This is a genomic window from Paenibacillus andongensis (genome assembly GCF_025369935.1).
In the GTDB taxonomy this organism is placed as follows: Bacteria; Bacillota; Bacilli; order Paenibacillales; family NBRC-103111; genus Paenibacillus_E; species Paenibacillus_E andongensis.
Window position 1 is genome coordinate 5,582,367 of the sequence record NZ_CP104467.1, and the last position, 26,216, is coordinate 5,608,582.

Sequence of the window (26,216 nt, forward strand, 5' to 3'; positions counted from 1 at the left end):
ACATATTCTGTATACGACTTTCTTTACAGTAATAAGGAGGTAAAAGATGGACAAAGGAAGAGGTTTAGTCGGTATCATGGTTGCTAACCACTCTGAAAGAAAGTATGCCTTGCAAAAATATCTGAATTGCAATACGACCTCCATGAAATTATTCTGTTTTACTCCTTCTGATATTGACTGGAAACGAAATAGGATTACCGGCCTTCATCGTATAAACCGAAAATGGGTGCTGAGAAAGTTTTCTTTCCCCGAAGTTGTGTACAACCGTTGTTACCAAATCAATCATCAGATTATCGAACGCTTAGTTGCCAAACTCGGCAGTAATAAATGCTTCAATCATATCAACCAATTTAATAAACATGAGATTCACATTCATTTAAGCCAATGGCTCGCACAATATTTACCGGAAACAATTCTTTACGATAAGGAGAATGTTTTGCGTTTACTAGATACTCATAAGGTTCTATACATTAAACCTTGTTACGGAAATAAAGGAAACAGTGTGTATCGTGTGGAGGTGAAAGATTCACAGGAGATTCACATCGGTGAGCATCATTTTACACCTAAAATCGTAGCAGGAGATTCTCTACAATTCCAAGAGAGTATCGATAAGCTAGTACGTTCCACTCCTTACATCATTCAAAAAGGGATCGATATTCAACCACTGAATGAACAAGTTTTCGATATTCGAGTACTTGCACAAAAGAATAAGCGGGGTCAATGGTCTGCAACGAACGTTGTTAGTCGATTAGCTCATAAAGGATGTTTTAACACAAGCATGTGTGAAAAGGTTTGTTTATCCGAAAAAGCACTTGAACAATTGTATCCTCCCGATAAAGTTAAGGCTATTATTCAATCGGTTTACAATATTAGTTTAAGAGCCGCGGAAATCATAGAGATGGGCACAAACTATCATTTAGGTGAACTAAGCGTTGATCTTGCGTTGGACAGCGCCGGACTTCTTTGGATCATAGAAGTGAATGGAAAACCACAAAAAGACCTGTATGATGAGTTAGACAAGCGTGATAGCGTATATAAACGCCCGCTAGAATATGCTCGCTATCTACGTAATAAATGAAATAAAAAATAAGCGCGGATGACGCGCTTATTCAGTCCGAACAAATCAAACCAATAAACTTCACTATCTGCCGATCAGCCTCGATCTGCCTCGACCTGCAAAAAGTACATCTTATTTTAAAGGATTTACCGTTTTCAAGGCGCTCACCTGTAAAACCTGCATCTCATTTGCTCGAAAAGCGCCAATAGCGAATAAAATGTTCGATTTAGATGTATCTTTTGCAGGTCATCCCCGATCATTCTACTTATTGAATGCTTTATCATGTATAAAATGCAGGTTGTTCATCCGCTGACAGAGGGTAGTTGCTTGCGGAAACATTGACTTCTTCTTTTTGCTTTTTTCCTTCTTTGCTTCCCGGCTAAATTCTTATAAATAAGGGTTAACTTTTACCTTCAACCAAAACCCAAAACATATAAATTCTAAAGTTAAAAAAGGACAGCATATACGCATGCTGTCCTCTTACTTTTTAGGGGGATATATCTGAATCGGAATCGTTACAATAACTAACGTACCTTTCCCAATCTCGCTCTGCAATTCAATCGTCCCGTGGTGATTTTCAACAATTTTCCTTACAATCGCAAGTCCCAATCCACTTCCGTCGGTTTCCCGCTGTCTAGATGCATCTACTTTATAAAATCGTTCAAATACCCGTTCTTGGTCAGAAGCTACTATTCCCATCCCACTGTCTTGAATTCGTATACGAACCCGGTCATTGAGAGGTTCCAACTGAATATGTATCGTCCCATGTGAGGGTGTGAACTTGATAGCATTACCTAGGAGATTCATCCATACTTGACTTAGCTGGTCTGCATCCGCACTAATTTTCACTCGAGGAAGATCCAAGTCAAGCACCAATTGCTTGCGGGACCACTGCGGTTCATAGAACACAACAATTCTGCGAAGTTGCTCATCCAAATCGTATGTGGCTGGGTGAAACGGATGATGCTCCGATTCCAAAGAGGCCAGCTTCAATAAATTTTCACTGAGGCGAGATAATCGCTCACTCTCACGTTCAATGATTTCCAAGTAGCGTCCGCGCTCTGCCTCATCAATTTCTGAACCTCGTAAAGCTTTGGAAAACCCGCGAATCGACGTAAGCGGGGACTGAATCTCATGGGAAACATTCGAGACAAAGTCTTGCCTCATCTGTTCCAACTGTTTCAGTTCACCCGCCATATGGTTAAAGCTTTGAGCTAGCTGCCCCAGTTCATCCTTTTGCTTCACAGACACATGAACATTGAAATTCCCTCTAGCTAATCGTTCCGTAGCAAGCGTCAGCTTCTTTAATGGATTTACCAGATAGCGTGAAGCGATAAGAATGAGTAAACTACCAACAATAAGTACGATCAGGAGTACGGTAATGACAGCTGTTTGCACTTGGCGACGGGCCACATCGGAGAAATTCGGATGAATGAATAGGGCAAAAGTTTTACCATCAACTTGAAGAGGAAGTCCAACCTTAATCCGATTGAATGGATCTTTGGGCATCCCATAGTCTAGGCTTTTATAAATGCTGCCCTGCAGAACATAAGCCACTTCCGATGCTTCAATAAGAGGATTCCCTTTTTTATCTATAGAGATTGCCGTCGCTGGCTCACCATTTTCGTAAAATAAAGTCAAGACGTAGTTATTATTTAATCGGTTGCTTCCTGCCACAAAAGAATCAAGATTCTTCGGCTGAATGTCTTCACTCAACGTGACTAGTTGCCGGCCTATCGCGAGCATTTCTGCTTGAAATTCCGTTGTAATCAGATTTCTGAAAAAGACCGTTGCCAGTGGAAAGGCGACTGATACACTAACTACAACTATGGCCAGAAATGTCAGCACAACGCGCAGATAGAGCGACTTTATCTTAAACATGCATTCACCTCGAGCCTGTACCCAAGTCCGCGTATCGTCGTAATACGAAACTCCTCCGTCAGTGGTTCGAACCGCTCACGCAAACGTTTTATATGCACATCAACCGTTCGGTCATCGCCCTCATAATCGATCCCCCAGATCTGCTCAATGAGCTGAGTCCGGGTGAAGATTTGTGCTGGATAACTGGCAAGCTTATAGAGGAGCTCGAACTCTTTTAAAGGAAGCGCCAATCGTTGATCCTGCAATCGGACTTCAAATGCGGTACGATCAATCATCACATTACCGAGTGCGATTGTCTGTGAGGCGTTGATTTTATAACGTTTAAGCAAAGCTTTTACACGCATCACCAACTCCACGGGGTCAAAAGGCTTCACAAGATAGTCGTCCGTACCAAGCTGAAAACCTTTCACCTTGTGAACGGATTCGCTTTTGGCTGTCACCATAAGGAGGGGCAGATCTGCATATTGCGCCCTTAATTCGCGACAAAGTTCCCAACCGTCCATCAAAGGCATCATGACATCCAATACGACTAAATCCGCCGGTGTTGTTTCAAGCATACTGAGCGCTTCTTGTCCATTGCTAGCCTGCATGACTGTTAAGCCTTCTCCGGCCAAATAAACGCGAATCAGCTCTCTGATATCTGCGTCATCATCCACCACCATGATTCTGGTCACGAAACGCTCCGCCTTTCTTGCGGGAAACTTAAGCTAGGTATGGGATTGGATCTGTTGAACCCGCTTCTTCAAAACCCTTCAAACGCAAACGGCAGCTGTCACAAACGCCGCAAGCTTCAGCTTTTCCATTGTAACAAGACGTCGTAAGCTCGAAAGGAACGCCGATTTTCAAGCCTTCTTGTATAATTCGTGCCTTAGTCCAGTCAATGAGTGGGGTTTCGATCGTGATCCCTTTTCCTTCAACACCGACCTTGGTCGCAAGGGCAATCACTTCTTCCACTTTATGAATGAATTCCGGACGGCAATCCGGATATCCACTGTAATCGAGTGCATTTACTCCAATATAAATGGCTTCTGATCCCGTTACTTCTGCATAAGAGGTAGCAATGGAAAGGAAAAGCAGATTGCGACCCGGTACATAAGTAACTGGAATTTCCTCGGCTCCTTCAGTCAAACCACCCACAACATTCGGAACATCGATGCTATCGTCTGTTAGAGCGCTGCCTCCGAAATCGCGTAAGAAATCCAGCTTGATGATCTTGTGACGAGCACGGACACCATAATGCTCAGCGACTTGCTTGGCATTCTCAATTTCAATTTTGTGACGCTGACCATAGTCAAAAGAAATCGGATATAACTCGTATCCCGCTTCTTTGGCAAGTCCCATACACGTCGTACTATCTAATCCGCCACTTAGAATAATGACAGCTCTTTTCTTATTTTCATTGTTTACGCTCATATAGACACCTCTTTTTCATTCTTGTGAAAAATAGATAAATCCGTAGATACGCGCCTTTAAACGCCACGCATCGCTGGATCCCAAATGATCTTATGCAGCTGCATGTTCAGCTTCACCTTGGACAACCCTGCGTCAAGCATAAGCTCGACGAGCTTGCGCGGCGGCATCGTCTCCCAGACCGGGCTGAACATCGGCAGCGCCTTCGTCGGGTGCTGCTCAAGCACTTCCACCGCGGTGCGGAAGTCGTGCTCGCTGCCGATGACGAACTTCAACTCGTCCTGCTCGCGCAGCAGGGCGAGATTGCTCATGATCATCTGCCCCATCTCACCAGAGTCGGGCAGCTTAAAGTCCATGATGTATCGCACCTTCGGCGATGCGACACGCTCTACGAACAGGGCGAGATCAATCGCGCCGTTCGTCTCGATATGCAGGTCATCGACCTGCTCCAGCTCCGCGAGCGCGTCGATTAACGCGAGCGACTTCTCGCCGTATAGGAGCGGCTCGCCGCCGGTAAGGCAAATATGCCGGGAGCGGTACGTCTCTACCTTGCTGATAATTTCAGCAATGGTCATGACGTTCTCCGCTTCCGCGGGCGGGTAGCTGTACTTGGTGTCACACCAGGTACAGCGCAGGTTGCAACCAAAAAGACGGACGAAGACCGTCGGGAACCCGGCACGGGTCCCTTCGCCTTCAACCGTCTCGAAGATCTCGACCATCGGAATGCGGATATCTCGCATTACACATCCTCCTCCATCATCGAGCGTGTGATGGCCGCATAGCTGGTCGGCGTTTCCCACAGCCGGAGCTCTTCCAGCATAATCGCTGGATAAAGTTGTTCCTCAAGCAAAGCTTGATGAATTTCCTCATACATCCAGACGATCATATTTTCAGCGGTTGTATTCATAGCTGGCAGTACGTCATTCAAATATTTATGGTCCAATCGGTCAACGACACGTTCTTTTGCAATACGTTTAATATCACCAAAATCTATAGCGATCCCCCGGCTATCCACTTTTCCGCGCATAATAACTTGCAGTTTATAGGTATGTCCGTGCAGATTTTTACATTTTCCCTCATAACAATGCAAATGATGTGCACTGTCAAACGTAAATTCTTTGGAAATCAAAACGGATTTGTGATGATATTTTAATTGGTTCTCTTGGATGTCACGCCCCAACATCTGAACATCTCTGGGGATATCATAGCTCATATCTATCACCTCTTAATTATGAAAAAAACAGTACTCTACATTCTATCACGAAGAGACCGTTCTTCACAATCAATCTTGCTGTTTTCGTCTTCCCTTTTGAGACCAGTCCAAATGTCCGCGAATCTCCTGAATCCGTTCATTCTCATTACGTAAATCCGACTCAATAAGAGCTGTAAGACTTTCAATTTGATCAACCACAGTATCGGGAAGCTCAACCTCTTCAACTGATTTTACAATATAAAGCAAGCATTGCAGCGTCTCATCCATAAGGCTCTTCTTCTTGCCGGTTAAGACGACTTCTGAGAGAAAAATAAGGTGACTCAGCTCTTCTTGCGTCATTTTCAAGAGGAACATCCCCTTTCTTGCTTCCATTATCCAACATTTTCCGACATCGCGAAAGACTCTCTTGACAACTTAAACTATAACATTTATGATTACAGTAAGTTATTGTCAATTGATTTACCGATTGGAATTCTTTTCAACTGATAACACTGAATGCTTTTAAGCATCCGAAACACACTAAAAAGAATTTATAACCTTGGAGGGAAAACTAATGAGTACAGAAGTTAAATCCGAAGTTTTGAAAGTTTTAGAAGACCGTCATTCCGTCAAGCAATATCAAGTTGGGCACAAAATGCCGAAAGCCGATCTAGATCAGTTGTTGAAGTCAACATCTCAAGCACCATCTTCATGGAACCTTCAACACTGGAAGCTTCTCGTTATTGATGATCAAGCTCAAAAAGAGAAATTGCTTCCTATCGCATATGGACAAAAGCAAATCGTTGAAAGCTCCGTTGTTATCGCTATTCTAGGCGATCTCGAAGCTAACAAAAACACAGAACGCGTTTTTGGTCCAGCAGTTGAAGCTGGCCACATGCCAAAAGAATTGTATGACACACTTGCTGGTCAAATCGAAGGCGCATATCAATACCCACAAGTTGCTCGTGACGAAGCTATTCGTAACGGATCCTTAGCAGCTATGCAGCTTATGATTGCTGCAAAAGCAATGGGCTATGACACTTGTCCTATGGGTGGTTATGATGCTGCTAAATTCGTTGAAGCTTTCAACGTTCCAGCACGTTATGTACCTGTAATGTTGATTAGCGTAGGTTTGGCAGCAACTCCAGCAAGACCTTCAGGACGCCTTCCTCTGGATCAAATCATCGTTTCCAACTCATTTTAATTAAACGAAAAGGCATGACTTCCATCTATTATGGGAGTTCATGCCTTTTTTTCATTTGGTGCTAGCTCAGTGATACTGATCCGTTTCGAACCAAATTTCATCGATTAACTTATTTCTATACAGCATGGATACATTAAACGTTTCATACTCTTTTTCTTTATCCAACTCTTCAAGCAATAAAGTCGCAATTAATTCTCGATCATCCGAATCTCCTGGCTCGCGGAAATCAATGAATCCTGTTAGCTGGCGAGAACTAATATCCACCGTTGCCGTACCAATAGGCAAACCACCATGGGATTGCTGATAAATTTCATACGTGAGCGTATCGCCATCATCTCTGGCCAAATTAATCGTGTAATCCTCTGGAGTAGGAAGCATCGTTTCCTCTTCCATGTCATCAACCAAATCTAATAAATCAATGTGCGTTAATTCTATCGTATCTACGGTTTCCCCATTATAGATCATGTTGAAAATAAACGAATCCGTTTCATCCTCATTGAAATCTTCAACAATAAGCTCTGATACCCTATCCATTTCCTCATCAAAAGGATCGAATCTCCACGTTATATCTCCAATCACATCCGTACCATACATATGAAGAGTAATCTCAGCAATGAGCTCCGAGTCTTTATCATATACATGATAATCCACACGGTTTCTACTTTCACCTACAATAACAAGCTCATAGCCCTGTTGATTCTTGCGTTCCTGGATCATATCCATTTTATCAAGAGCATTCTCTGAGTCGATGTCATCGAATCGGGTTTCGTCCCTCACCCACTCATAATCAACCTCATCGTCATGTTCGTGCCGGGTGTACGAATGCGAGTCCTCTTCGATCATGGTAGGTTGTAAGGCATGGTCTGTCGCGATAACGAAATCATATTCACTGTAACTAACTAAAACCTCGCACTCCTCAATGGACAGTGCATCAATGACATTCTGAATGTAAGACTGAACAAAGTCATACACCTTCTGTTTGTCCACGATCGTAATGGACTGCTGCTCCAGATGAATCGAGCCTTTAAGTCGATCCGATTCCCTGTAGACAAGCGTTAACGTACCGACAAACTCCCCATTGTACACAATATCGCAGATTTCTCCGCCTGCCGTTTTCAGGTCGGGTCTAAGCATAATATCGGCCACGACTTTCCTCGCCTCCTCTACAGATCTTATGATTCTTCTGTAGATTGTCCCAACATCGTCCAAAATATGAGTATTCAGGATAACCGTTGTACACTGAAATGAAAAGAACGGCTCCCAGCGTCAAGGTACATGACAGTGGGGCCGCCCTTTTGTTAACTATTGTGATTTATTTAAGCGTTGGCGTTCGGCTTCGATGGTTGCAAGTCGTTTACCAAGTAAGTTGGCCATTTGTGGAAAATGTTGTAAAGTGTTGGTATAAATGGATCTAGCGACGGAGGATTTTCCCGCCCGTTGTGCTATCTCTGCAAGTGCTACATCAACTTTCCATTCACCAATTTCATGATCCGGTGAGACAATACTCCGATACGTATGGAATGCCTCTCTCGCTTGTTTGAAGCCTGATTCTGCTTCTCTATACAGTTGATCCGCCTGTTTCATTCTAACTTGAGCGAGCATGTAATGAGCATCAGGGAAATCTGATTGATATGCTAAAGCCTTAAAACAATAAACTGATGTTTGCTCCCAATTTTGTCCACGATAATAAATATCCATGAGGTATTTATACACATCGAGCAGTCTTCCAAAGAACGGATGAGGAACTGCTCTGTCTTCAGCTTCCACAAGCACCTCAACAGCTTCATCCACTTTGCCCTCTCCAAGTAACTCGCGGCCCAAATAAAACCACCATGCAGGGTTATCGGGCTCTTCTTCGATCATAAGCCGGAGTAATTTCAAATTGCGTTCAATTTTCTGTTTACTCTCCATGACAGTGGGCTCATATCCATCGTGAAACACTCTTACTTTGACCTTATGTCGAAGTGTTTCTTTATTATAAACGCCTGATTCTGTACCCACCTGCTCGTGAACACGACCCCAATAACGAAGTCCGTGGTGAAGAGGGAACAGACGAGCTTGTGCAAAGTTATGCTTCACATGGTTTTGAATCAAGTTAATTTGCCAGAGGCATAAGATTGCAGGTAATGGTGTGTCATGATAGACACCCGCGGCTTCCCGAACCGCCTCCAAATCTTCCTTCACTAAGTACTCATCAGCATCAATCCAAAATACCCAATCAGTATGCATGTGCAGCAGACCCTCGTTCCGTGCGGCAGCAAAATCATCCATCCATACATATGGAACGATTGTCACATTTGGATACTGGGAAGCCCGCTCTACTGTCCTGTCCGTGGAACAGTCAATGAGTACTATATGATCGACAGCCCCCTGGAGCGAGTCTAAGCATCGTTCAATTGTGCTCTCCATATTGTAGGTTATGATTCCCGCAGTTATCGTTACCTTCCTCACATGAAGAAGGCCCTCGATATCCACTCTTTCATCACCAACTGGGATTGATTTGAGGGCATCCAATACCGGTACGACCCACGTCGCCTCAGGATCAAGCAACCAAGCCCGCTGAAATACCTTATTTGCTGCGTCTCCATAGCCTTGATGCATCAAAGCCTCCCCTAGAAACACCCAATTCTGCGCCTCTAGGGGATTGGTACGAATCAAATCTTTCGCTGCAAACTCCGCCTCTTTGTATTTATGTTGTTTTAAATGCTCGATGAGCAGCACGCTAGCTTGTTCCATTGGTCACCTAGTTATTATTATATGGTAGTTTATAAACAATCGAGCCGTTACTAAGTTTTAAAATGATAGTTGTACTAGAAGATCCAGAATTATTTCCACTAAGTTGGACATAAACCCCACTTCCATATTGATAATTAGAATCATTGAGTACAAAATCAAAACCTGGTGTAGTTGAGTTTACAACAACATCTGGACCTTCACTGTCCCAATCAAATAATTTATCAGCATAAATTGTTCCATAGAAACTTCTTGGTGCAATATTTACTCTGTCCACATATGTGAGATGACGTGAATCATCCTTAGCAATAACTGTAAAATAATTCGGTGCTTGTGCTTCTTCTATCTCAACATTATCAGCTGCGTATTCATTTGCAGAAAAATACAATGTATGTCCATTTGAAAAGCCGTATGTAATAGAAGTTACCGAAGGATTCTCATGATAGACAGAATATTGAACAGTTGACGTTTCACTTTGCGGGAACATCTGGTCTAAATCAATTTCTAAAGTACTGTTTTCGTATAAATAGCTCTTAGACAAATGATTGGTATAAAGATCATCATAATTATTTTTTACAATGAAATACTTCGATTCCTGCTCAGTGTCTGCTTTCATAGACTTAAATTTATATACACCATAGCGAGCAGTTAGTGTTACTTGTGTACCATCAATTTCCGGCGGGTTTCCTACATTATCTTCTTCATACGAATCTAAAATATCATAATCAAAATAAGAATCTGCATCCAAATTACTAAAATAGTTATGTAAGTCTAATGTAATTGATGCATGTTCATCCAACTCGAATACTTCAGAAGGTTTAACAATAATTGGTATGCTAGTCGAAACAACACCACCATTTCCGTCATATACGACAACAGGAAGATTGATTGGAGTATATATTGGTTTAAGAGGAGTAAGAGTTTGTCCATTCGGGGTATTATTTACTTGAATGTATTCATTTCCAGAAGTAGTAAATATAACGCCTAGTTCTGAATATACGTCTGGATTGTAGTCGGGATCTTCATAGTAATTATTAATGTTAAATGAAGATAAATTTTCATCGTAGGCATTAACATTCGCTTCCATTCCAAGTATTGTCTCAAATGCATTGGGATTGTTCTTGGAAACAGGAGGCAAATTGCCCAATTGATTAAATGGATCTTCTTTCTTTATAGTCGTTGAAGCCAAATCTATATGACTCATTAGTTCGTGTATACTACTTTTATCCGTAAAATTCGTTGGGAATTCTTCGAGGACATTTACAACATTTTTAATATTAAAATTAGCAAAATTTCCTGTTCCAGTTCCACTATTTGGAACGATAACTACATTAAATGTATCCGTATAAGAAGTTTCTGATTCATATGGTATTACTGTTACAGTAAAAGTAGCATAACCTGTGGTGGAACTGCTCCCAATAGAATTTGCGTTAATCTCCAAAATTCCATAATTCAATAAACTGTTGTTTCCAGATGCTATATTTGGGTTACTACTAATAACTTCAAATTCATAAGCACTATACAAATTATGCAAATCAATATACTTCTTTCCACCTACCGGAAGGACAATCGTATGAATCTTATCCACTGGAGTTGCTGAAGGAGTTACATAAGGTGTTTCATTGTTTGCATACCCCTGCTGAGCAGGAGCCACCATAAAAGGCACAGCCATCATCGCCGTACTAGCAATTGCCCCTACTATTTTCTCCTTTTTACTAAAAGCTTTCTTCTCTTTCCTCATCTCTACACCACCGTCATCAATTTTCTTTCTCTTATTCTACCATACGTCATAATATGGAAGAACCCCCTAAAACGACAAAAATCCTCAAAAATCGAGGATTTTATCAATTTTTTATATTATAAACAGTATTTCAAGATCGCCTCACGTACACCCTCGTCATTATTAGAGGAAGTTACCGCATCCGCTGCTTCTTTCACACCCTCTGGTGAATTCTCCACAGCAATGCCTAGTCCGGCAAATGCCATCATTTCCAGATCATTATAGTAGTTGCCGATAGCCATGATTTCACTAGGGTCAATCTCTAATGAAGCAGCCAAAGCTTTCAAGGCGTTGCCCTTATTGGCTTCTGCACCCATCACATCAATAAAGAGGTCGCCACTGCGAATCATCCGCAAATGACCGTATAGCTTCTGTTCTTCCCATTCCTTTTGAACTCGATCCAACTCAGTTTGGCTAAAAAGTGTAAATTTCACGATCGGCAGCCCAAGCTCTGATATATCCGTCACGAGTTTAGGGTTGATCAGAAATTTTTGATACATCTTTTTTTCGTACTCACTGATCCGTTCGATATACATATTAAAAGAGGTACAAACATCGAAATGAATGCCTTCTCTCCGCACATAATCCAACATAGGCTCAATTTCAGGAATCGTAAAAGCAAACTCATTCACTAATGTCTGACCCCGTTCATCCGCGTGAACTGTCGCCGCGCCATTGTGCGTAATCATCGTTCCCTCAAGCCCGAGCTGCTCAAGAATAGGCAGCGTGCTGGCCGGAGCTCTTCCGGTACATAGTACAATGTGACACCCTTGATCATGGACCTCCTGAATTGTTTCAATCGTGCGCTCTGATAATTCATGCTCATCATTTAAAAGAGTTCCGTCTACATCCAGTGCAATTAATCGATATCTCAAGGTTTTCTCTCTCCCTTGTACTTCGCTTTTTTTATCGACTATTGTACCATAGGAAGACATTGTATTCATCGAATTTACATAAAAAAGACAGCTATCCGAAGATAACTGCCTCCAATTATTGAACCCTATGAACGCCTACTGATTTATTGACATTGCCAATAATTTGGACTGGAATGTCCTCCGTTTTCACAATACCGTTGTGGTAACGAATTTGAAAATGAATGGTTTGCAGTCCTTGAGGCAAGCCCTCCGCAAATGACTGGAATTTCGCATCAAACAGTTCTCCGCTAAAAGAGGTCGCATCCCCTCCTGCTGCAACTAAACGTTCAGATACATATAGTGCATGCCCATCTAACCCTGTCGTATCGATCCAAGCTGTCACTTCGTCTACAGGAGCAGGTGAACTCTTGCTAGAAACGATGAAAATTTCCCCAGAGTAGAATTCCTTAGGTGCCGAAACCGTCTGGTGACCGCTCTTTTCATGCAAAATCAGCCAGTTGTCTGTATAAGTGACATCCGAACGAATCGTCAACGGCATCGCCGAAATCATTTTAACTACGGTGTTAGAAAGACGTCCATCGGATACTGTTAACGACACCTTATACATACCAGGCTTAAGGAATCGATGAGAGATATCTTTAGTAGAAAAAGTGGAAGTAACCCCGTCAGGCTGCTCTAATTTCCACGCATAGGTTAGAACATCACCATCTGGGTCAAAAGATGTATTCATGCTTGTCACTACATCCCCCTCCCAAACCGGCTTTGGTGTCCAGTCAAATTCGGCTACAGGTGCTCGATTGATATAAAACCAAGTTTGAGCGGAATAATCTGACCAAGTAACCCCATCAAATACTCTAACTCTGACGCGGAGTTTTTGACCGGCTGGAAGCTCCTGATTGACCATCCAACTCCCCACGTTAGAAACAGTTCCTTGGTAGAACTGCCCTGAATCCAGCAACAGTACATCGTTAGCCTCGTTGGTTATTTGCATTTGGAAATACGTGAAGGTTGTACCCGGATCTGGATCGGTTTGGTTCCACTCAAAGGTAGGGCGCAGCTCGGAGAAAATGGTAGGCGCAGCTTGCGTCCCGCTTGGAATCGTCATGTTGGCTACTGGAGGCCTATTCATAGTGAACCAACCGGAATTAGACCACGCCGACCAGTATCTTCCATCATGCACTCTAACTTGAACTTGGAAAGGGCCATTTTGACCTTGAATTAACGAAAGACCAAACCACTCTGTAGGATGAGTATTCCAAGTAGTAGCGATAGTATAGTAATCACAGTTGTTCCAAGAGTTATTGTCACTATCATAGCTACAAGAGTGCGCAAAGCTACCATATCTTTGAGCATCGTATACGTACCCATATTGGTTATACTGAACTTGAGTACCATTAGCATTTAGAATACGGTATTGGAAACTACGATACTCCGTAGGGACATCTGGATCATTCTGATTCCAAGATGGTTTCAAAACTCCGTCAGAAATAGGGGTAGGATTGGCTTGGGTTCCATTAGGGAACGTCAATGTAGCCGTGGGAGGGAATCCTAATGCAAAATACCTTTCCGACCATCCCGACCAATCTCCTTGTTCATCCTGTACCCTAATTCTAACCTTGTAAGTTAGATTGGAGTACACAGTCATTGGATAGTTATAGCTTAATGAAACTGTATGACCATCACTGAGTACGTTAGAGACTTTTACAATATTTGGGTTATTCATGCTAAACCATTGCCATTGCGGATTATTATAATAATTATAGTAGTATTGTTGCACATCAATTTCCGAGCGAACAATTCGGCTATCAGCATCGTAATCTACCGCATTCCAAGTAAATAAAGGATTATTCCCTGCTGATCCAGACGGATTATTCATATCCGTACTCGTATGGCTCGTAATATCAACGAATGGCGCATGATTCGCAGGTGGTGCGTCTAGCCACAAAATAGCTTCAGCCCAATCCGACCATGCTCCGTATTCGTCTTTAACAGCCACCCTAAATGTGTAAGCCCCCATTTCTTTCACTCTCGTTAATTTACCGCTAACCGTAGTACCATCTGGCTTAATGTACTCATATCTTCGATCAACGATTCCGCGAGTAGCGGAGTAATCAATCCCAGTTGGTTCCGTAGAGTAGGTCCAGTTGTTTAACCAACGATCTGGATCATAGCTTTGATCATCATAAGATACGTTATAATATGGATCTTGACTTACATTCAAAACCCCTATAGGTCTACGATGGATCAAAACATTTCTTGCGTACGGGTCAGATTCAGATAAGTACTCGGCGAAGGCTGGATTTGGATATTTAAAGCCAACTGGCGTAGGATCATCTGCACCAATGAAGGTTAATTTATAGACCCCTACTTTGTCTAACGTTTTTATCGGATCACCCATGACTGTCTGATTATGATAAGCCGAAAGTCCACTTCTACCATCTCCCGAATCCAAAAACTTCGTAGAGTTCGTATGCTCGTACTTCCATTTATCCATACTAATCAAATGATCATCACTTTCAGGATCCACAAACTCCGTAGAGTACGTCAGTTCTTCCCCCGCAATGCCGGTATCACTAATTTTATTGTTATCTACAATCGGCACTTTGACATAGAAGTTACGGAAGTGAGAACCATATCCGCCTATGAAAAATCCATACGTACCTTCTGTTAAGGCAAGTTCGGTTACTTCCATAATAGGAACTGTACCCATCCGCACCTTTATTTTTCCACCTCTGACACTAACCTTTATGTTGTTAAAAGACGTCGTAGACAACCAGACTGGCGTTGACCGTAATTCGGTACGCACACCACCAACAAGCTTCGATAAGCTTATTTTGTTAGTTGTAAACTCTAATCGATACATCGTATTGTTATTCGTTGCTCTAAAGATTAAACCCGAAGGAGCATTCGCATTCGTATTCACACTAGATTGTAAGAAATCGAACACGTAATCTGCGTCTGCAATACTCGTATCCTTCTTCATGGTTTGACCAATTTCTGCTATAGCATAGCTAGAAGGACTAGTCGTTCCACCATTTATCTTATAGTAGTAGAATTTACGTTCTGATTGACTATCATCTTCATCATAATGAGAAACATAGCTGCCTACACTACAAGAACCACAAGACGTCCATTGGAAATTCCATCTTCTCAACTTATAGTGCTCTTCTTGAAGAACGACTTGAAATTCTCCATCTGCACTTAATCCTGCCGAAGTTACCGTATATCTAAACCTCTCTTGAAGCGTTTGTTCGTGAGAGAAAGTATTAGTTGGTCTAGTTCCTTTGGTCGTATATGAAGCTAGTTGGTTTGCATACTTATCAGCAACTACGATTTTGTTCATACCGTCAACGATATAGACATATCCGTCAGCCGAAACAGAATAATTCACATCAATTAAAGTTGAACTATTGCTATCTGAACCGTCCCCTCGAATTACACTGCCATCTGTAGTCCTTGAACGATTATTGAAGTAAATATCTTTGAATATTTCTATCTTCTTCGTAACACCTGTTTGTTTGTTATAAGAAACAAAGTATTCACTGACGGTGCCAGCTTGGTTACTACTAGAACCCGAACTTCCAGAACTATATGTATCCGTAGTTAGATTCATTGGTTGTTCTCGATACAGATAAACTTCTGAGTCTTCATAAATACCCGTAAGTGTAGGTGCAGGAATTACAGTATTCGCAGCTACTTCTAACCCAGTCTCAACGTCAAGCCAAGTAGTTACTACACACCAACATCCATAGGAATAGGTACCTCCAAGTGATACCTTAGTTCCATCATTGTTTAATTTTAAGTTACCATGAGGTGATCTTACGCCACTTTCACTAGATGAACAGTCGCCAGAACATCCATCATAATTGTATTGACCAGAACGACTCCAAGATACTGTACCGTCAGCTGTTTTACGATAAATAGTCCATTTTTCAATATAATCATTATCGTTATAATTGTAGGCTTGGTAATCTAACGAATAGGCGCCACCTTTAGCATCATAGGCTAGAAACTTTCCTGGATTATCCGGTGTGGGCTTATTAGGAACATACTTCTGTTGAACATAATCATAAGTATTTCCCAAACCTCCATCTATCCTGATGTTCGTCCCATCAAAAAATGGAATGGAACCAACAGAACCAACTCCGTATCTATTACCCAAAAATTGTGTGTTAAATAACTGAGGAACGGGGAAGGTATGCCAAGCGTTATAGGTTGTTTTTTGGTACTGTTCAGGAGTAATCGTTAATCCTGTTGCAGGTCCATTGAAGGGCTGTTTACCATAATGAGATGTTAAACCATTGGTAGCAGTGTTGTATGTAAATCCAATATCTCTCACTTTATTCAAATTAGGATTAGTTAAAGAAGAGCCTTGCCAATGATCTCCATATGCCATTAGCATTTCATTTTCCGAGGTTGTATGAAATAAAGGGGGTTCTGGATTTGCGCTTGTGACAGAGAATGAAACTTCGGGGGAATCATTTTTGATATCAACAACATAGCTTCTGGTATTCGTTAAACCCCAATCCTCCTTTGTTTTTACCGTTAATTTATACTTACCTACCTTAGGAGCTGTAAGAATTGCCGGTCCACCAACGGATATCGGTATATTTAATGGCATATGATCGTTAAAAATTCCATCGTCATTGCTATCATACACATAGGTAATTGACGTTTCTACGATTACATCCCCATCAGGACTGTAAGATAAATCCCTGAATTGAACATTTCCTCTAACAGCAAAAATAGGCAGGTTGATGACGGCTACTGGAGGCTTATCCTCGACAACGTTTATGTTTTTAATTGCTATGTTTTCTGGCAAGCTGCGTACTCCGTAATTGTCCTTTACTTCTAAGGTAACAGTCTCGATACCAACATTCGGATAAACGGGGAGATTATTCGTCCAGAAATACTCCGTTATCGTTCTGTTTTTAGCTGGTTTGCTGCATGCTCCATTAATTGCGTTAGCTGGAAGAGGACGGTTTTGTACGACGCGGTTTGGCACATTAATACAGGGAATTGGCTCCGGGCGCATGACTGTTATTGTTGCATCCTTCTGCGTACAAGCTCCCTTATCATCACACATTCTAGCTGTAATCTTATGATCGCCAACGGAATTTGGAGCGGTTAACCAAGTTAACTTTTCCTCTCCTTTTAGATAACCTAGAGATGGGAAACTTTTAATCCAGTTACTAGTACTATCAGCAAACTTCCACTCAAAAGTAACATAGTCATCATCAGGGTCATAGTGGTTAGGCGCAACCTCGGGAAGCAACCTCACATTCAGTCGGTCTCCTACAATGGTATCGAGCAAAGGAGTCCTGCTGTAATAATCAGCATCAGCAAACCATCCGATCTCAAATTGAGGTGGTCGATTCGGAGGTTTTGGACCGATTACAAAAGTCCCTGATCCGAAGTATGAAGTCCCCCCGCAACTATCTTCAAGTTTATACTCGATAAGAACGGTCCCACTTTCCATATTACCCGGATAACCGATGAATCCCATCATCCCATAAGCAAAAATCGACATGTCACTTGTTGCCGTACTGGTTAATGTACTCCAGCCATATTGCACATAACCGCCCGTTGTTTGGGACAAGATGAATCTACCGCGCACTGGCGTACAACCCGGTGGAATCGTCCAGTCTGCTTGAATCAAATCACTCTCTTTCCAAGAGATCGAAGGTTTGTCAGCTTTGGTAGTTCCATCAAAATCCCCTCCACTTGGCGTACAACTTGGGACTGGCGTAATGAATTGACTCAGCACGTTATTGCTGGCACTTGCCTCGGGAATATCATCATTCGAATCTAGATTCATGGTGATGCTCTTCATGCTACTGAATGTATATGGCACCGATTCGGTTATCGTCTGACCTGCACCTAATCCTGAGGAATAGATGAAAGTCTTGAACACCGTGCCATCCGCAGCTAGAGTCACACTGAAGGAATCACCACTTGGAATTGCTACACCGATATTTTTAAATTTAATTGTAATATTTACGCTTGTACTTTGTGGTACACAGGCTCCGACGTCGATTGAGATGTAAGATAGATCTGCTTTAACTGGGGCGGTGTAAGAAACGTCTATGGACATTTGGTATTTGTAGGTGATGCCTTTCCAAAGGCCGATAGCGAACATTGTATAGTTACGAAGCATCCCACCAGATCCGTCAGAGTCAGGTTTATCTTTAATTTGATCAGGGGGAACCGATCCGTCCAATAACATCATAGTACGGATCATACCCGTTCCTGGAGTGTCACCTTTACCATAAGCTAATGGTATCGCACCATAATCATCACTCGGCTTTTCAGCCCCAATTATTGATATACTACTTTGATCTAATTTATCCGGATCGGTGATATCGGCTCCCATATCTCCAGGGTCGGCAGAAGATTGATTAAAAAACCAACCAGTGGCACGAGGCACTTCATATGCTGTGGTAACAGCATAGCCTTCTATATCTTTAGCGTAATCAGCTACTTTATCGCCACTAGCACCGTTAGCGTGATATAGAGGTGACTGATAGGAGTAACGTAAGTCAGGTCCAAAAGTGCCAGAGTCACTATAATTAAAATTGTCAACTAAAGTGTATCTTTGTCGTCCCCACAATGGGATATTTCCTGGATAAGGAGAAGGGGTTCCACTAGCACCATCGAACTCAACCGGAATAGTCTTTGATCCCTTGTGTTCCCATATTTTACCGGATGGTTGACGATATATTTGGTGCATTGGCTTTGTCGCAGACTTGCCATAAACTGTGGTGTTCCCACCAGCTAAACTGTTCAAAGTTATAGTGGTTGCTGTAAATGAGGCACTACCACCAGAACCACCTTGATTATGCAAAGTTACCCCAGTGATTGTCCCACCCACAAGTGAACTGACATCCTTAGTGAATGTTTTAGTTGCGGAGGAAGAATACTGGGCAGCAATAGATGATGTGTTATAAGTTCCTTGTTCAAAATTGTAATACAAAGTAATTGAAGACGCAGCCTGAGATGTGCCTCCCGGATCTAAAAATGGTATTAATAATTCCATTAAAATTAAGAAGAGCAATGCCTTATTAATAAACTTGCGCAATATGACCACGCTCCTATTTAGATGCTAAAATTGTTTTATTGTATAGAATATCAAATACAATTCCAAGATTAGCAATTCTATTAGGCAGGGCGTAAGCAACAAAACCCTCATGGGTCTGTGGTTTATTAAATTCCATCCACCCAGTTAAGGCTTGCTCAGTAAGAAGAAGCTCATCAGAAGTGCCTAATTGCGTCAAAACTTGTGTTGGCAACATGTCAGGTGCGCCAACACCAGCTTCAGAGGCTACCACAGTGAAGTTTGCCAAAATAACTTTGTTGTCTGTTTTGCTTGTGGACTTACCCCAAGTTCGCATGTCAATAAGCTTCATATATGGATCATCCGGATCAGCAGGGTCGGCAACGATAAGTTTATTCAACTTAACCGCAACGCCCTCAGAATATTTCCAAGTGGTTCCAATCTCCTTTGGCTTCAAACCAAGCATTGTACCCACATTACTACCAGTCTCAGCAATCTCAGCAGCACTGGCAGCATATTTATCAACTACTAATTTCTCCCCACGTTTCGCAGACAAAATACGCTCAATAATCGTGATCGCCTGTGCACGAGTACTTGTCCCATAAGGCGCTAAATCAGTCGTGCTAACTCCATGAATCAGCCCTAGCTTCACTGCATCAAGCATTGACCCCTTCAGAGTTTTATCCACACTCCGAGCGCTTAACATAGCCATTTCAAAACGTTGTAGTGGCTCATTATATCTTTCCGGAAATTCCACAGGGATAACACTTAACTCCTTCAGCCTGTTAACATAAGGAACGAACCAATCATTCCCCTCAACCTTTTCTACTTTTTCACCTGCCGCAGAAGCTAACATTTTGATAAACTCTGCACGGCTAATCGGTAAATCCGGTTTAAAACTACCATCTTCATAGCCATCGACGTATTTCTTTTCCACTGCTGTTTGAATAGACTGTTCCGCCCAATGCTGAGATGTGTCCATGAACTTGATAGGGCTTTGTGCTGAGGAGTTAATCGCATCATACCCAATGGAAGCTGCGCATAATACCGAACATAAAATAATTGAATACTTTTTTTTCATAAAAATCCCCTCTTTCTATTGGTCACTCATTAAACGTAACTTATCCTTATTGGAAGTATCGCAAAATATAAAAAACCGCCCAGCAATCGCCTAGCACACAGCGACACATGGGCGGTTCTTCCGCTCGCATTCCATATTCTTCTTGTTTGAAAATACCATAAACTAGTAGTTTTGTAAATCTCTAATTTTAAGATGTACTTAAAGTTTTTTTGAAAATTGTCCCAAATGCATTGACAATACAATTGAGAATCGTTATCATTTAAATCATTGTGTGAAAATGAAAATCATTATCAATATAATTTCGATCAGTTAGGAGTGTGTTTAAAGTGGGACTTTTGTTTGAAATGGTTAAAAAAACGGAAAGTCACCGAGATCAGGAGTGGGCATATACTCAAGAGCATACGAACTACATAAATGTACAAGAACTATCGATATTATATGATTTACAAACCAGAGATCTTCGTAAGCCTGAATATAAAATCATAACAATTAGGGGGAATAAGGATGAGTAGAATCATTATCGTGTTTGCAAGCATGACAGGTAATACGGAAGAGATGGCTGATGCGATTGCTGAAGGATTGAAAGAAGCAGGCATTGAGCCTGTTGTGAAGAATGTGATCGACACGAACGCTGAGGAAATTACCCTATATGACGGTATCATACTTGGCAGTTACACATGGGGAGACGGAGATTTAGCAGACGACTTCCTCGACTTTTACGATGAGATGGATGACATTCAGTTAGATGGGAAAAAGGCGGCAGTGTTCGGATCTTGTGATTCTTCCTATTCCGAATATGGGGCTGCCGTTGATACATTAGTAACGAAGCTAAAAGAATTGGGAGCGGAAGTAACTCTGGAAGGTTTAAAGATTGAATTGTCTCCTTCAAAGGATGACAAAGCCTTATGCCGACAATTCGGCAAACAGTTCGCGCAATCGTTGAGCGTGTAGTCCATTGAATACATACAACTACTAATTTTAATTATATAGGGCCTGTGATCCTGCTTGTTTCTCAATTGAAATGGGCAGATCGAGGGCTCTTTTTGCCATAACGTTTGTCATATGTGTGCTAGATTTAGAATAAGTAGTAATAGAGAAGAAAAGGAGGACCGCTTGTATGCTAACTTTAAAATCTTGGACTAGTTTTTTTAACAAGGAAACGCCCGAATTTTATAAAACCGTTAAAGTCCGTGCACCTCGCGATTTTTTTAACCGAGCAGAAGTTTTTATTGAAGATATCCAATACACAACAAATGAAGAACTGAATGGTATGAATATAACGTTCCTCGTCAAACTATTATTTGATAATTTTCTTGATCACGTACGCCAAGATAAAGATTTGTACGATTACCTGTTGGATTTGAGAGAAACCTACAGTCATTTTTTAAACATGAATGCCTACGTAGTAAGTAACAATCTGCGAGATATAAATAGAGTGGCGAAGTTTCAGTGGAGTTTGTCTAACGTGTCTAGTATGAGCGGTGCAAGAGATTATTTGACCCTTAATGTAGACATCCATCCAAGAGAAGTCAACCGAATAGCCGTATTTTTCGATGATTGGGATTGTAAGTATGAGATGCCATTGGAAATGGACCTGAATGAACTTTTGTCGTTGCTCTTTATTGAATTCATCACTGAGCTAAGGAACGGACTTGCTGAGGAGACCAAACAGGAGATTGTTGCATCCATTTTAAAGAAATGGGAAGAACGTTAGCAAGATTCATTAAAATAATTGGCTTAAGCCTTTCTTGGATAGACGTGTTTTAAAAGTTGAAACAAGGCAAGTTATGCCTACGACATTTATGTTTTAAACATCCGCTTAATCATCCGTGTTGTTGCAGTTTGTACAACATTTTGCATGTTAATCAGCATTTTTCACTCCGATGTTGCAATAAATACAACAATTTTGGCCAAAATCCGTTCAATCACCTAAAAAAAGCATAAATTGTTGTACCACATACAACATCTTTCGCTCTCCCAGAAGAAATCAAGGAAATTGTTGTACGATGTACAACTTGCCTTAAATAAAACACGCACAATCCGTTTCATAACAATCCTCGGCTGTGCGTGTTATTTGTAATTAACTTAATTAGCACTCTGCAAAGCAAGAAGTTCATCTTTACTCAACTCTCTCACTTGACCCAATGCTAAACTTGGATCTAAAGCAAGTGGACCCATCGAAATTCGTTTCAGGTATACGACTTTTTTGCCGACGGCTTGAAACATCCGTTTCACTTGATGGAATTTGCCCTCCATGATCGTTAGCTCGATTTCCGAGGGCTCATTTTCAGACTCATTGCCAGTCTTCAATATTCTCAAAATACCCGGAAGTGTTTCATAACCGTCGTCCAAAGTAACACCTTGGGAGAAGGCTTCACGGTCCGATTCGTTTACTTCCCACTCCACTTTTGCAAAGTAGGTTTTGGGTACATGTTTGCGTGGAGAAAGAAGATTATGGGCCAATTTCCCATCGTTCGTTAGCAATAGGAAGCCTTCTGTATCCTTGTCCAGGCGACCAACAGGGAAAACCTCAAATGGCGCATATACTTTATCCAAAAGATCCACAACCGTGCGATCGCGATTGTCTTCTGTGGCAGATACGACCCCCTGCGGTTTATTCATCATGAGGTAAACGAACTCCCGGTATAATACAGGCTCACCGTTTACAGTGATGATATCTGTATCGGGGTTCACCTGCATACCGCTGTCTTTGACTTTCACACCGTTGACGTAAATCGCGCCTTCTTTGGCAAGGCGTTTGAGTTCAGAGCGTGTGCCGATGCCCACATGGGCGAGTATTTTATCGAGCCTTTGTGTTTGTTTCATGACCGCTTAGGTCCACCTCCAGCCGGGCGGGTATTCGTTCTTCAGCATCCCGTCGTGCCATTTGCCCCAGCCGACGGGATGGTCTTCAATGCAGACCAGGCAGTAGCCTTTGGCCGCCTTGGTCTCTTCCGGGTCGCGGATAATCTCGCTCTCCGCGACTTCGAGCGTCTCGCCCTTCAGGTACCGAAGGGCTCGCTCGTCGCTCGAAGCCAAGCTCAGCGCTCGCTTGGCTTCGCGCATGCGCAGTCCCATGGCTAGCGCATGGGACGGTTCGAATCGGCCGCGGTGCAGCGCGCCGATGTACCAGCCCGGCCGCACGACTTTCAGTCCGTGCAGCTCGGGCAAACCGGCCGGCGACGCATACGCGTGCTCGCCGTAACATACGAGCCGCGCGGCGGCGAAGGGCTCGCTGCGCAGCAGCTCGCCCGAGAACGCCTCCAGCGGCTCCAAGCTCACTGCCGCGCGAGTCGACGTCTCCGCGCGCCCTTTCCGCAGCGCCTCACGGCCGCTGCGCTTCCCCACTACCGATTCCGACACAACGTCGGAATCAACAGCCTCTACGACGGCAGCCCCATCCCGCCGCAAAACAGCAACAAAGTGCCCCTCGCCCCGCAAACGATGCGGCCAAAGCCTTGCCGTCCCAGCCACAGCCTCCTTAGCGCGGTCCGAAAACTCCTCCTCACACCAAGGCGCACGCAGCCAATCCGGCCGTCCAGAGCCAAAACCCTCTACCGGAACCACATCAAACGCCGGATGCTTGTCCAAAAACTCCGCGATCTGCGCTTCATTCTCCTCAGGTGAAAACGTACAGGTCGAGTAGACAATCATTCCACCGGGCGCTAGCATTTGGGCAGCCTGACCAAGCAGTTCTCTCTGCATACTAGCGAATTCCTGAACAGAATGACGCTCCCATTGCTGCATCATCTCTTCTTCTTTACGGAACATCCCTTCACCCGAACAAGGCGCATCTATTAATATTTTATCAAAATAACCTTGGAAGACCTTTAACATCCGCTCTGGCTTCTCATTCAAAACGATAGCGTTTCTCACACCCAAAAGCTCAAGGTTTTTCACTAAAGCCTTCACACGATCGGAATGAATGTCGTTAACAACGAGCACTCCCTCGCCTTGAAGCTTAGCAGCTATTTGCGTTGATTTCCCGCCAGGTGCGGCACATAAATCGAGAACACGCTCTCCTGGGCTCACTTGCAGCAATTCAACTGGTGCCATCGCACTTGGCTCTTGAATATAGTAAAGCCCTGCATGATAATACGGATGTTTCCCAGGACGTTCACCTTCTTCATAATAAAAGCCATCGGAAGCCCAAGGCACCGCGCTCAGCACAAACGGACTTTTCGCCAAAAAATCAGCCTTATCCACCTTCACTGAATTCACTCTTAAACCAAACGTTCTCGGTTGGTCATATGATTCCAGAAATTGCTCAAATTCATTTTCACCCAACAAATCCATCATCTTTTCTCTAAAAAGGGCAGGCAGCTGCTTCGTCATTCAGACATCTTCTCTTTCATCTTTTATCTTTTATCTTTTATCTTTGGTATTTTATCTTTTATCTTTGATATTTTATCTTTTCAATCTCTTGTCTTCATGATCAGCCTTCATTTCACTTTCATCCAATAACCTATCGGTATTATAGCTGACTTGTCACCAAACAGCCAATTATTTTCAAAATATCAACAGGATATGCTATACTTTTTAAAGAAGATAGTAGAAAGTACACATTATAAAGAGGTGCATGCATGCATGAAGAAGCTGCTTATTTATCTAGGCATTGTTATTGTATTATTTGGAGGATTATATTTCGTTAATCAGCAGTCTACCAAAACTTCGGACAAAGCTAATGCTGGCAATCCCTATGGCGTTGCCGCATCCAAATTAAATCCGGAAACAGTGAAGCAATTAAATGATCCAAACTACCAAAATCTCATTCTACCGAAGGATTTGGATCAAAGACTGAAGAACAAAGAAACATTTTTTCAATATTATTACGCTTCGACCTGTCCACATTGTAAAATAACAACACCAGTTCTTGTTCCTATGGAAAAAGAGCTAGGTATTGATGTCAAACAGTTCAACTTGGAAGAATTCAAAGATGGCTGGCAGAAATATAAAATCGAATCCACACCTACACTCGTCTACTACAAAAATGGTGTAGAAGTCGAACGCATTGTTGGCGGTGTTCCGGAATCCGGTTCAACTGGCGGTAACACGCCTGAGACATTCAAAGCCTTTTTCCAAAAATATAAAGGTTAACATCTTATGACAAAAGCAGCGGAGATTCCGCTGCTTTTTGTTATTCACCTCCGAAACTCAACTACTCGCACTAGTATAATGGCGCAAAGCAATCTTCCATAATGCCCTCGTCAATCCGAAACAAACCACTGCAATCCCAACACTCCAAACAACTTGCCATCCGCTAATTCGACCAATGAGCGCAGCAGCTGGGAATGTTGTTATAAAAGCAATCGGAAATATATAAGTTAAGGTGAATCGTAATAATCCTTTATAAACCGAAACTGGAAACCGTGCCGTTTCAAAAAACGAACTAAATAAATAAGACAAGTTATCTACTTTAACAGCCCAGAACGAGAACATCATCATGCCCATCCAAAGCGAATAGACAACTACCAATGATGCAAGGAAAACAATGACAAAGCGTACAATCCCCGCAATACTAGGAATTGCGTCCAACTCCCAAAGTGCGAAAGCCGTCAAGCCGAAACCTAACATAATATCGGATACTCGCCAGAAAACTAGATGTCTAAAGCTAATGTAAAATTGGCTGTCAACCGGTTTCGTCAGGATGAAATCCAATGTCCCTTTACGGATATGACTGACAAGTCGAGACATATTCGGCTGCAGGATAAATTCAATAAAACCGTGTACCGCGTTAAAAATACCTAGAAGCACTAACACCTCATAGAAACCCCAGCCGCCAATTTCCTGTGTACGATAAAAGTATAATTGAACGGTCAAGATTGCCATGAATAGCCAAAAAAAAGTGGATAGGAGATTTGCGGCAAAATTAGCTCTATACTCGAACTCTTCGACTAGGCATGCCCGCATAAACTCCCTAAATAGTCGTATGTATTTGATCACTGTCTC

20 protein-coding genes are annotated in these 26,216 nt (G+C 42.4%); 5 read left to right on the forward strand and 15 right to left on the reverse strand.

The window, feature by feature from the left end; all coding sequences use genetic code 11:
• Positions 1 to 46: 46 nt before the first annotated feature.
• Entirely contained in the window at positions 47 to 1,078 is a 1,032-nt protein-coding gene (locus tag NYR53_RS25000; RefSeq protein ID WP_261301837.1) for a YheC/YheD family endospore coat-associated protein, read from the forward strand.
• Positions 1,079 to 1,537: 459 nt separating this feature from the next.
• Here the strand turns inward: NYR53_RS25000 and NYR53_RS25005 are convergent, their stop codons facing one another.
• From NYR53_RS25005 to NYR53_RS25030, 6 genes are all read right to left on the reverse strand, one after another.
• Positions 1,538 to 2,938: a sensor histidine kinase gene (locus NYR53_RS25005; RefSeq protein WP_261301838.1), complete on the reverse strand. Its 1,401-nt coding sequence runs from the start codon at positions 2,936 to 2,938 to the stop codon at positions 1,538 to 1,540.
• Positions 2,926 to 3,612 (reverse strand): response regulator transcription factor, encoded by a 687-nt coding sequence (locus tag NYR53_RS25010; protein ID WP_290428958.1) that lies wholly within the window; start codon positions 3,610 to 3,612, stop codon positions 2,926 to 2,928. Before NYR53_RS25010 ends, NYR53_RS25005 begins: the two co-directional genes overlap by 13 nt.
• Before the next feature lie 28 nt (positions 3,613 to 3,640).
• Positions 3,641 to 4,351, reverse strand: coding sequence for a 7-cyano-7-deazaguanine synthase QueC (gene queC / locus NYR53_RS25015; protein ID WP_261301839.1), 711 nt, complete (start codon positions 4,349 to 4,351; stop codon positions 3,641 to 3,643).
• 56 nt (positions 4,352 to 4,407) lie between these two features.
• On the reverse strand, positions 4,408 to 5,088 hold the full coding sequence (locus NYR53_RS25020; RefSeq protein ID WP_261301840.1) for a 7-carboxy-7-deazaguanine synthase QueE: 681 nt from the start codon (positions 5,086 to 5,088) through the stop codon (positions 4,408 to 4,410).
• Positions 5,088 to 5,561, reverse strand: a complete 474-nt coding sequence (gene queD, locus NYR53_RS25025) for a 6-carboxytetrahydropterin synthase QueD (protein WP_261301841.1) — start codon at positions 5,559 to 5,561, stop codon at positions 5,088 to 5,090. The genes NYR53_RS25020 and queD overlap by 1 nt, the downstream gene beginning before the upstream one ends.
• 69 nt (positions 5,562 to 5,630) lie before the next feature.
• On the reverse strand, positions 5,631 to 5,933 hold the full coding sequence (locus tag NYR53_RS25030) for a hypothetical protein (RefSeq protein WP_261301842.1): 303 nt from the start codon (positions 5,931 to 5,933) through the stop codon (positions 5,631 to 5,633).
• Positions 5,934 to 6,114: 181 nt separating this feature from the next.
• Here NYR53_RS25030 and NYR53_RS25035 point away from each other — a divergent pair, with 181 nt between their 5' ends.
• A complete protein-coding gene (locus NYR53_RS25035; RefSeq protein WP_261301843.1) occupies positions 6,115 to 6,744 on the forward strand; it encodes a nitroreductase family protein in 630 nt (209 codons plus the stop codon).
• A 66-nt stretch (positions 6,745 to 6,810) separates the two neighbouring features.
• Here NYR53_RS25035 and NYR53_RS25040 read toward each other — a convergent pair whose 3' ends face one another.
• From NYR53_RS25040 to NYR53_RS25065, 6 genes are all read right to left on the reverse strand, one after another.
• Entirely contained in the window at positions 6,811 to 7,890 is a 1,080-nt protein-coding gene (locus tag NYR53_RS25040) for a hypothetical protein (protein WP_261301844.1), read from the reverse strand.
• 156 nt (positions 7,891 to 8,046) lie between these two features.
• Positions 8,047 to 9,480: a glycosyltransferase gene (locus tag NYR53_RS25045; RefSeq protein WP_261301845.1), complete on the reverse strand. Its 1,434-nt coding sequence runs from the start codon at positions 9,478 to 9,480 to the stop codon at positions 8,047 to 8,049.
• Between the two features lie 7 nt (positions 9,481 to 9,487).
• Positions 9,488 to 11,218, reverse strand: coding sequence for a hypothetical protein (locus tag NYR53_RS25050; RefSeq protein WP_261301846.1), 1,731 nt, complete (start codon positions 11,216 to 11,218; stop codon positions 9,488 to 9,490).
• A 116-nt stretch (positions 11,219 to 11,334) separates the two neighbouring features.
• Entirely contained in the window at positions 11,335 to 12,132 is a 798-nt protein-coding gene (locus NYR53_RS25055; protein WP_261301847.1) for a Cof-type HAD-IIB family hydrolase, read from the reverse strand.
• Positions 12,133 to 12,247: 115 nt separating this feature from the next.
• Positions 12,248 to 18,862 (reverse strand): PKD domain-containing protein, encoded by a 6,615-nt coding sequence (locus NYR53_RS25060; protein ID WP_261301848.1) that lies wholly within the window; start codon positions 18,860 to 18,862, stop codon positions 12,248 to 12,250.
• Positions 18,863 to 19,223: 361 nt separating this feature from the next.
• Entirely contained in the window at positions 19,224 to 20,267 is a 1,044-nt protein-coding gene (locus NYR53_RS25065; RefSeq protein ID WP_261301849.1) for an S-layer homology domain-containing protein, read from the reverse strand.
• Between the two features lie 504 nt (positions 20,268 to 20,771).
• Between NYR53_RS25065 and NYR53_RS25070 the strand changes: the two genes are divergently transcribed.
• Together NYR53_RS25070 and NYR53_RS25075 are read left to right on the forward strand one after the other, a co-directional pair.
• Positions 20,772 to 21,218 carry a flavodoxin gene (locus NYR53_RS25070; RefSeq protein ID WP_261301850.1) on the forward strand — a complete coding sequence of 149 codons (447 nt, stop codon included), beginning with the start codon at positions 20,772 to 20,774 and terminating at the stop codon, positions 21,216 to 21,218.
• Positions 21,219 to 21,384: 166 nt separating this feature from the next.
• Positions 21,385 to 21,981: a hypothetical protein gene (locus NYR53_RS25075; RefSeq protein WP_261301851.1), complete on the forward strand. Its 597-nt coding sequence runs from the start codon at positions 21,385 to 21,387 to the stop codon at positions 21,979 to 21,981.
• A gap of 371 nt (positions 21,982 to 22,352) precedes the next feature.
• Here NYR53_RS25075 and NYR53_RS25080 read toward each other — a convergent pair whose 3' ends face one another.
• Both NYR53_RS25080 and NYR53_RS25085 read right to left on the reverse strand, forming a co-directional pair.
• Entirely contained in the window at positions 22,353 to 23,093 is a 741-nt protein-coding gene (locus NYR53_RS25080; RefSeq protein WP_261301852.1) for a pseudouridine synthase, read from the reverse strand.
• Positions 23,094 to 23,099: 6 nt separating this feature from the next.
• Positions 23,100 to 24,602 carry an RsmB/NOP family class I SAM-dependent RNA methyltransferase gene (locus tag NYR53_RS25085; RefSeq protein WP_261301853.1) on the reverse strand — a complete coding sequence of 501 codons (1,503 nt, stop codon included), beginning with the start codon at positions 24,600 to 24,602 and terminating at the stop codon, positions 23,100 to 23,102.
• A 252-nt stretch (positions 24,603 to 24,854) separates the two neighbouring features.
• Between NYR53_RS25085 and NYR53_RS25090 the strand changes: the two genes are divergently transcribed.
• Positions 24,855 to 25,364: a thioredoxin family protein gene (locus tag NYR53_RS25090; protein ID WP_261301854.1), complete on the forward strand. Its 510-nt coding sequence runs from the start codon at positions 24,855 to 24,857 to the stop codon at positions 25,362 to 25,364.
• Between the two features lie 57 nt (positions 25,365 to 25,421).
• Here NYR53_RS25090 and NYR53_RS25095 read toward each other — a convergent pair whose 3' ends face one another.
• A complete protein-coding gene (locus tag NYR53_RS25095; protein WP_261301855.1) occupies positions 25,422 to 26,210 on the reverse strand; it encodes an ABC transporter permease in 789 nt (262 codons plus the stop codon).
• Positions 26,211 to 26,216: the final 6 nt, after the last annotated feature.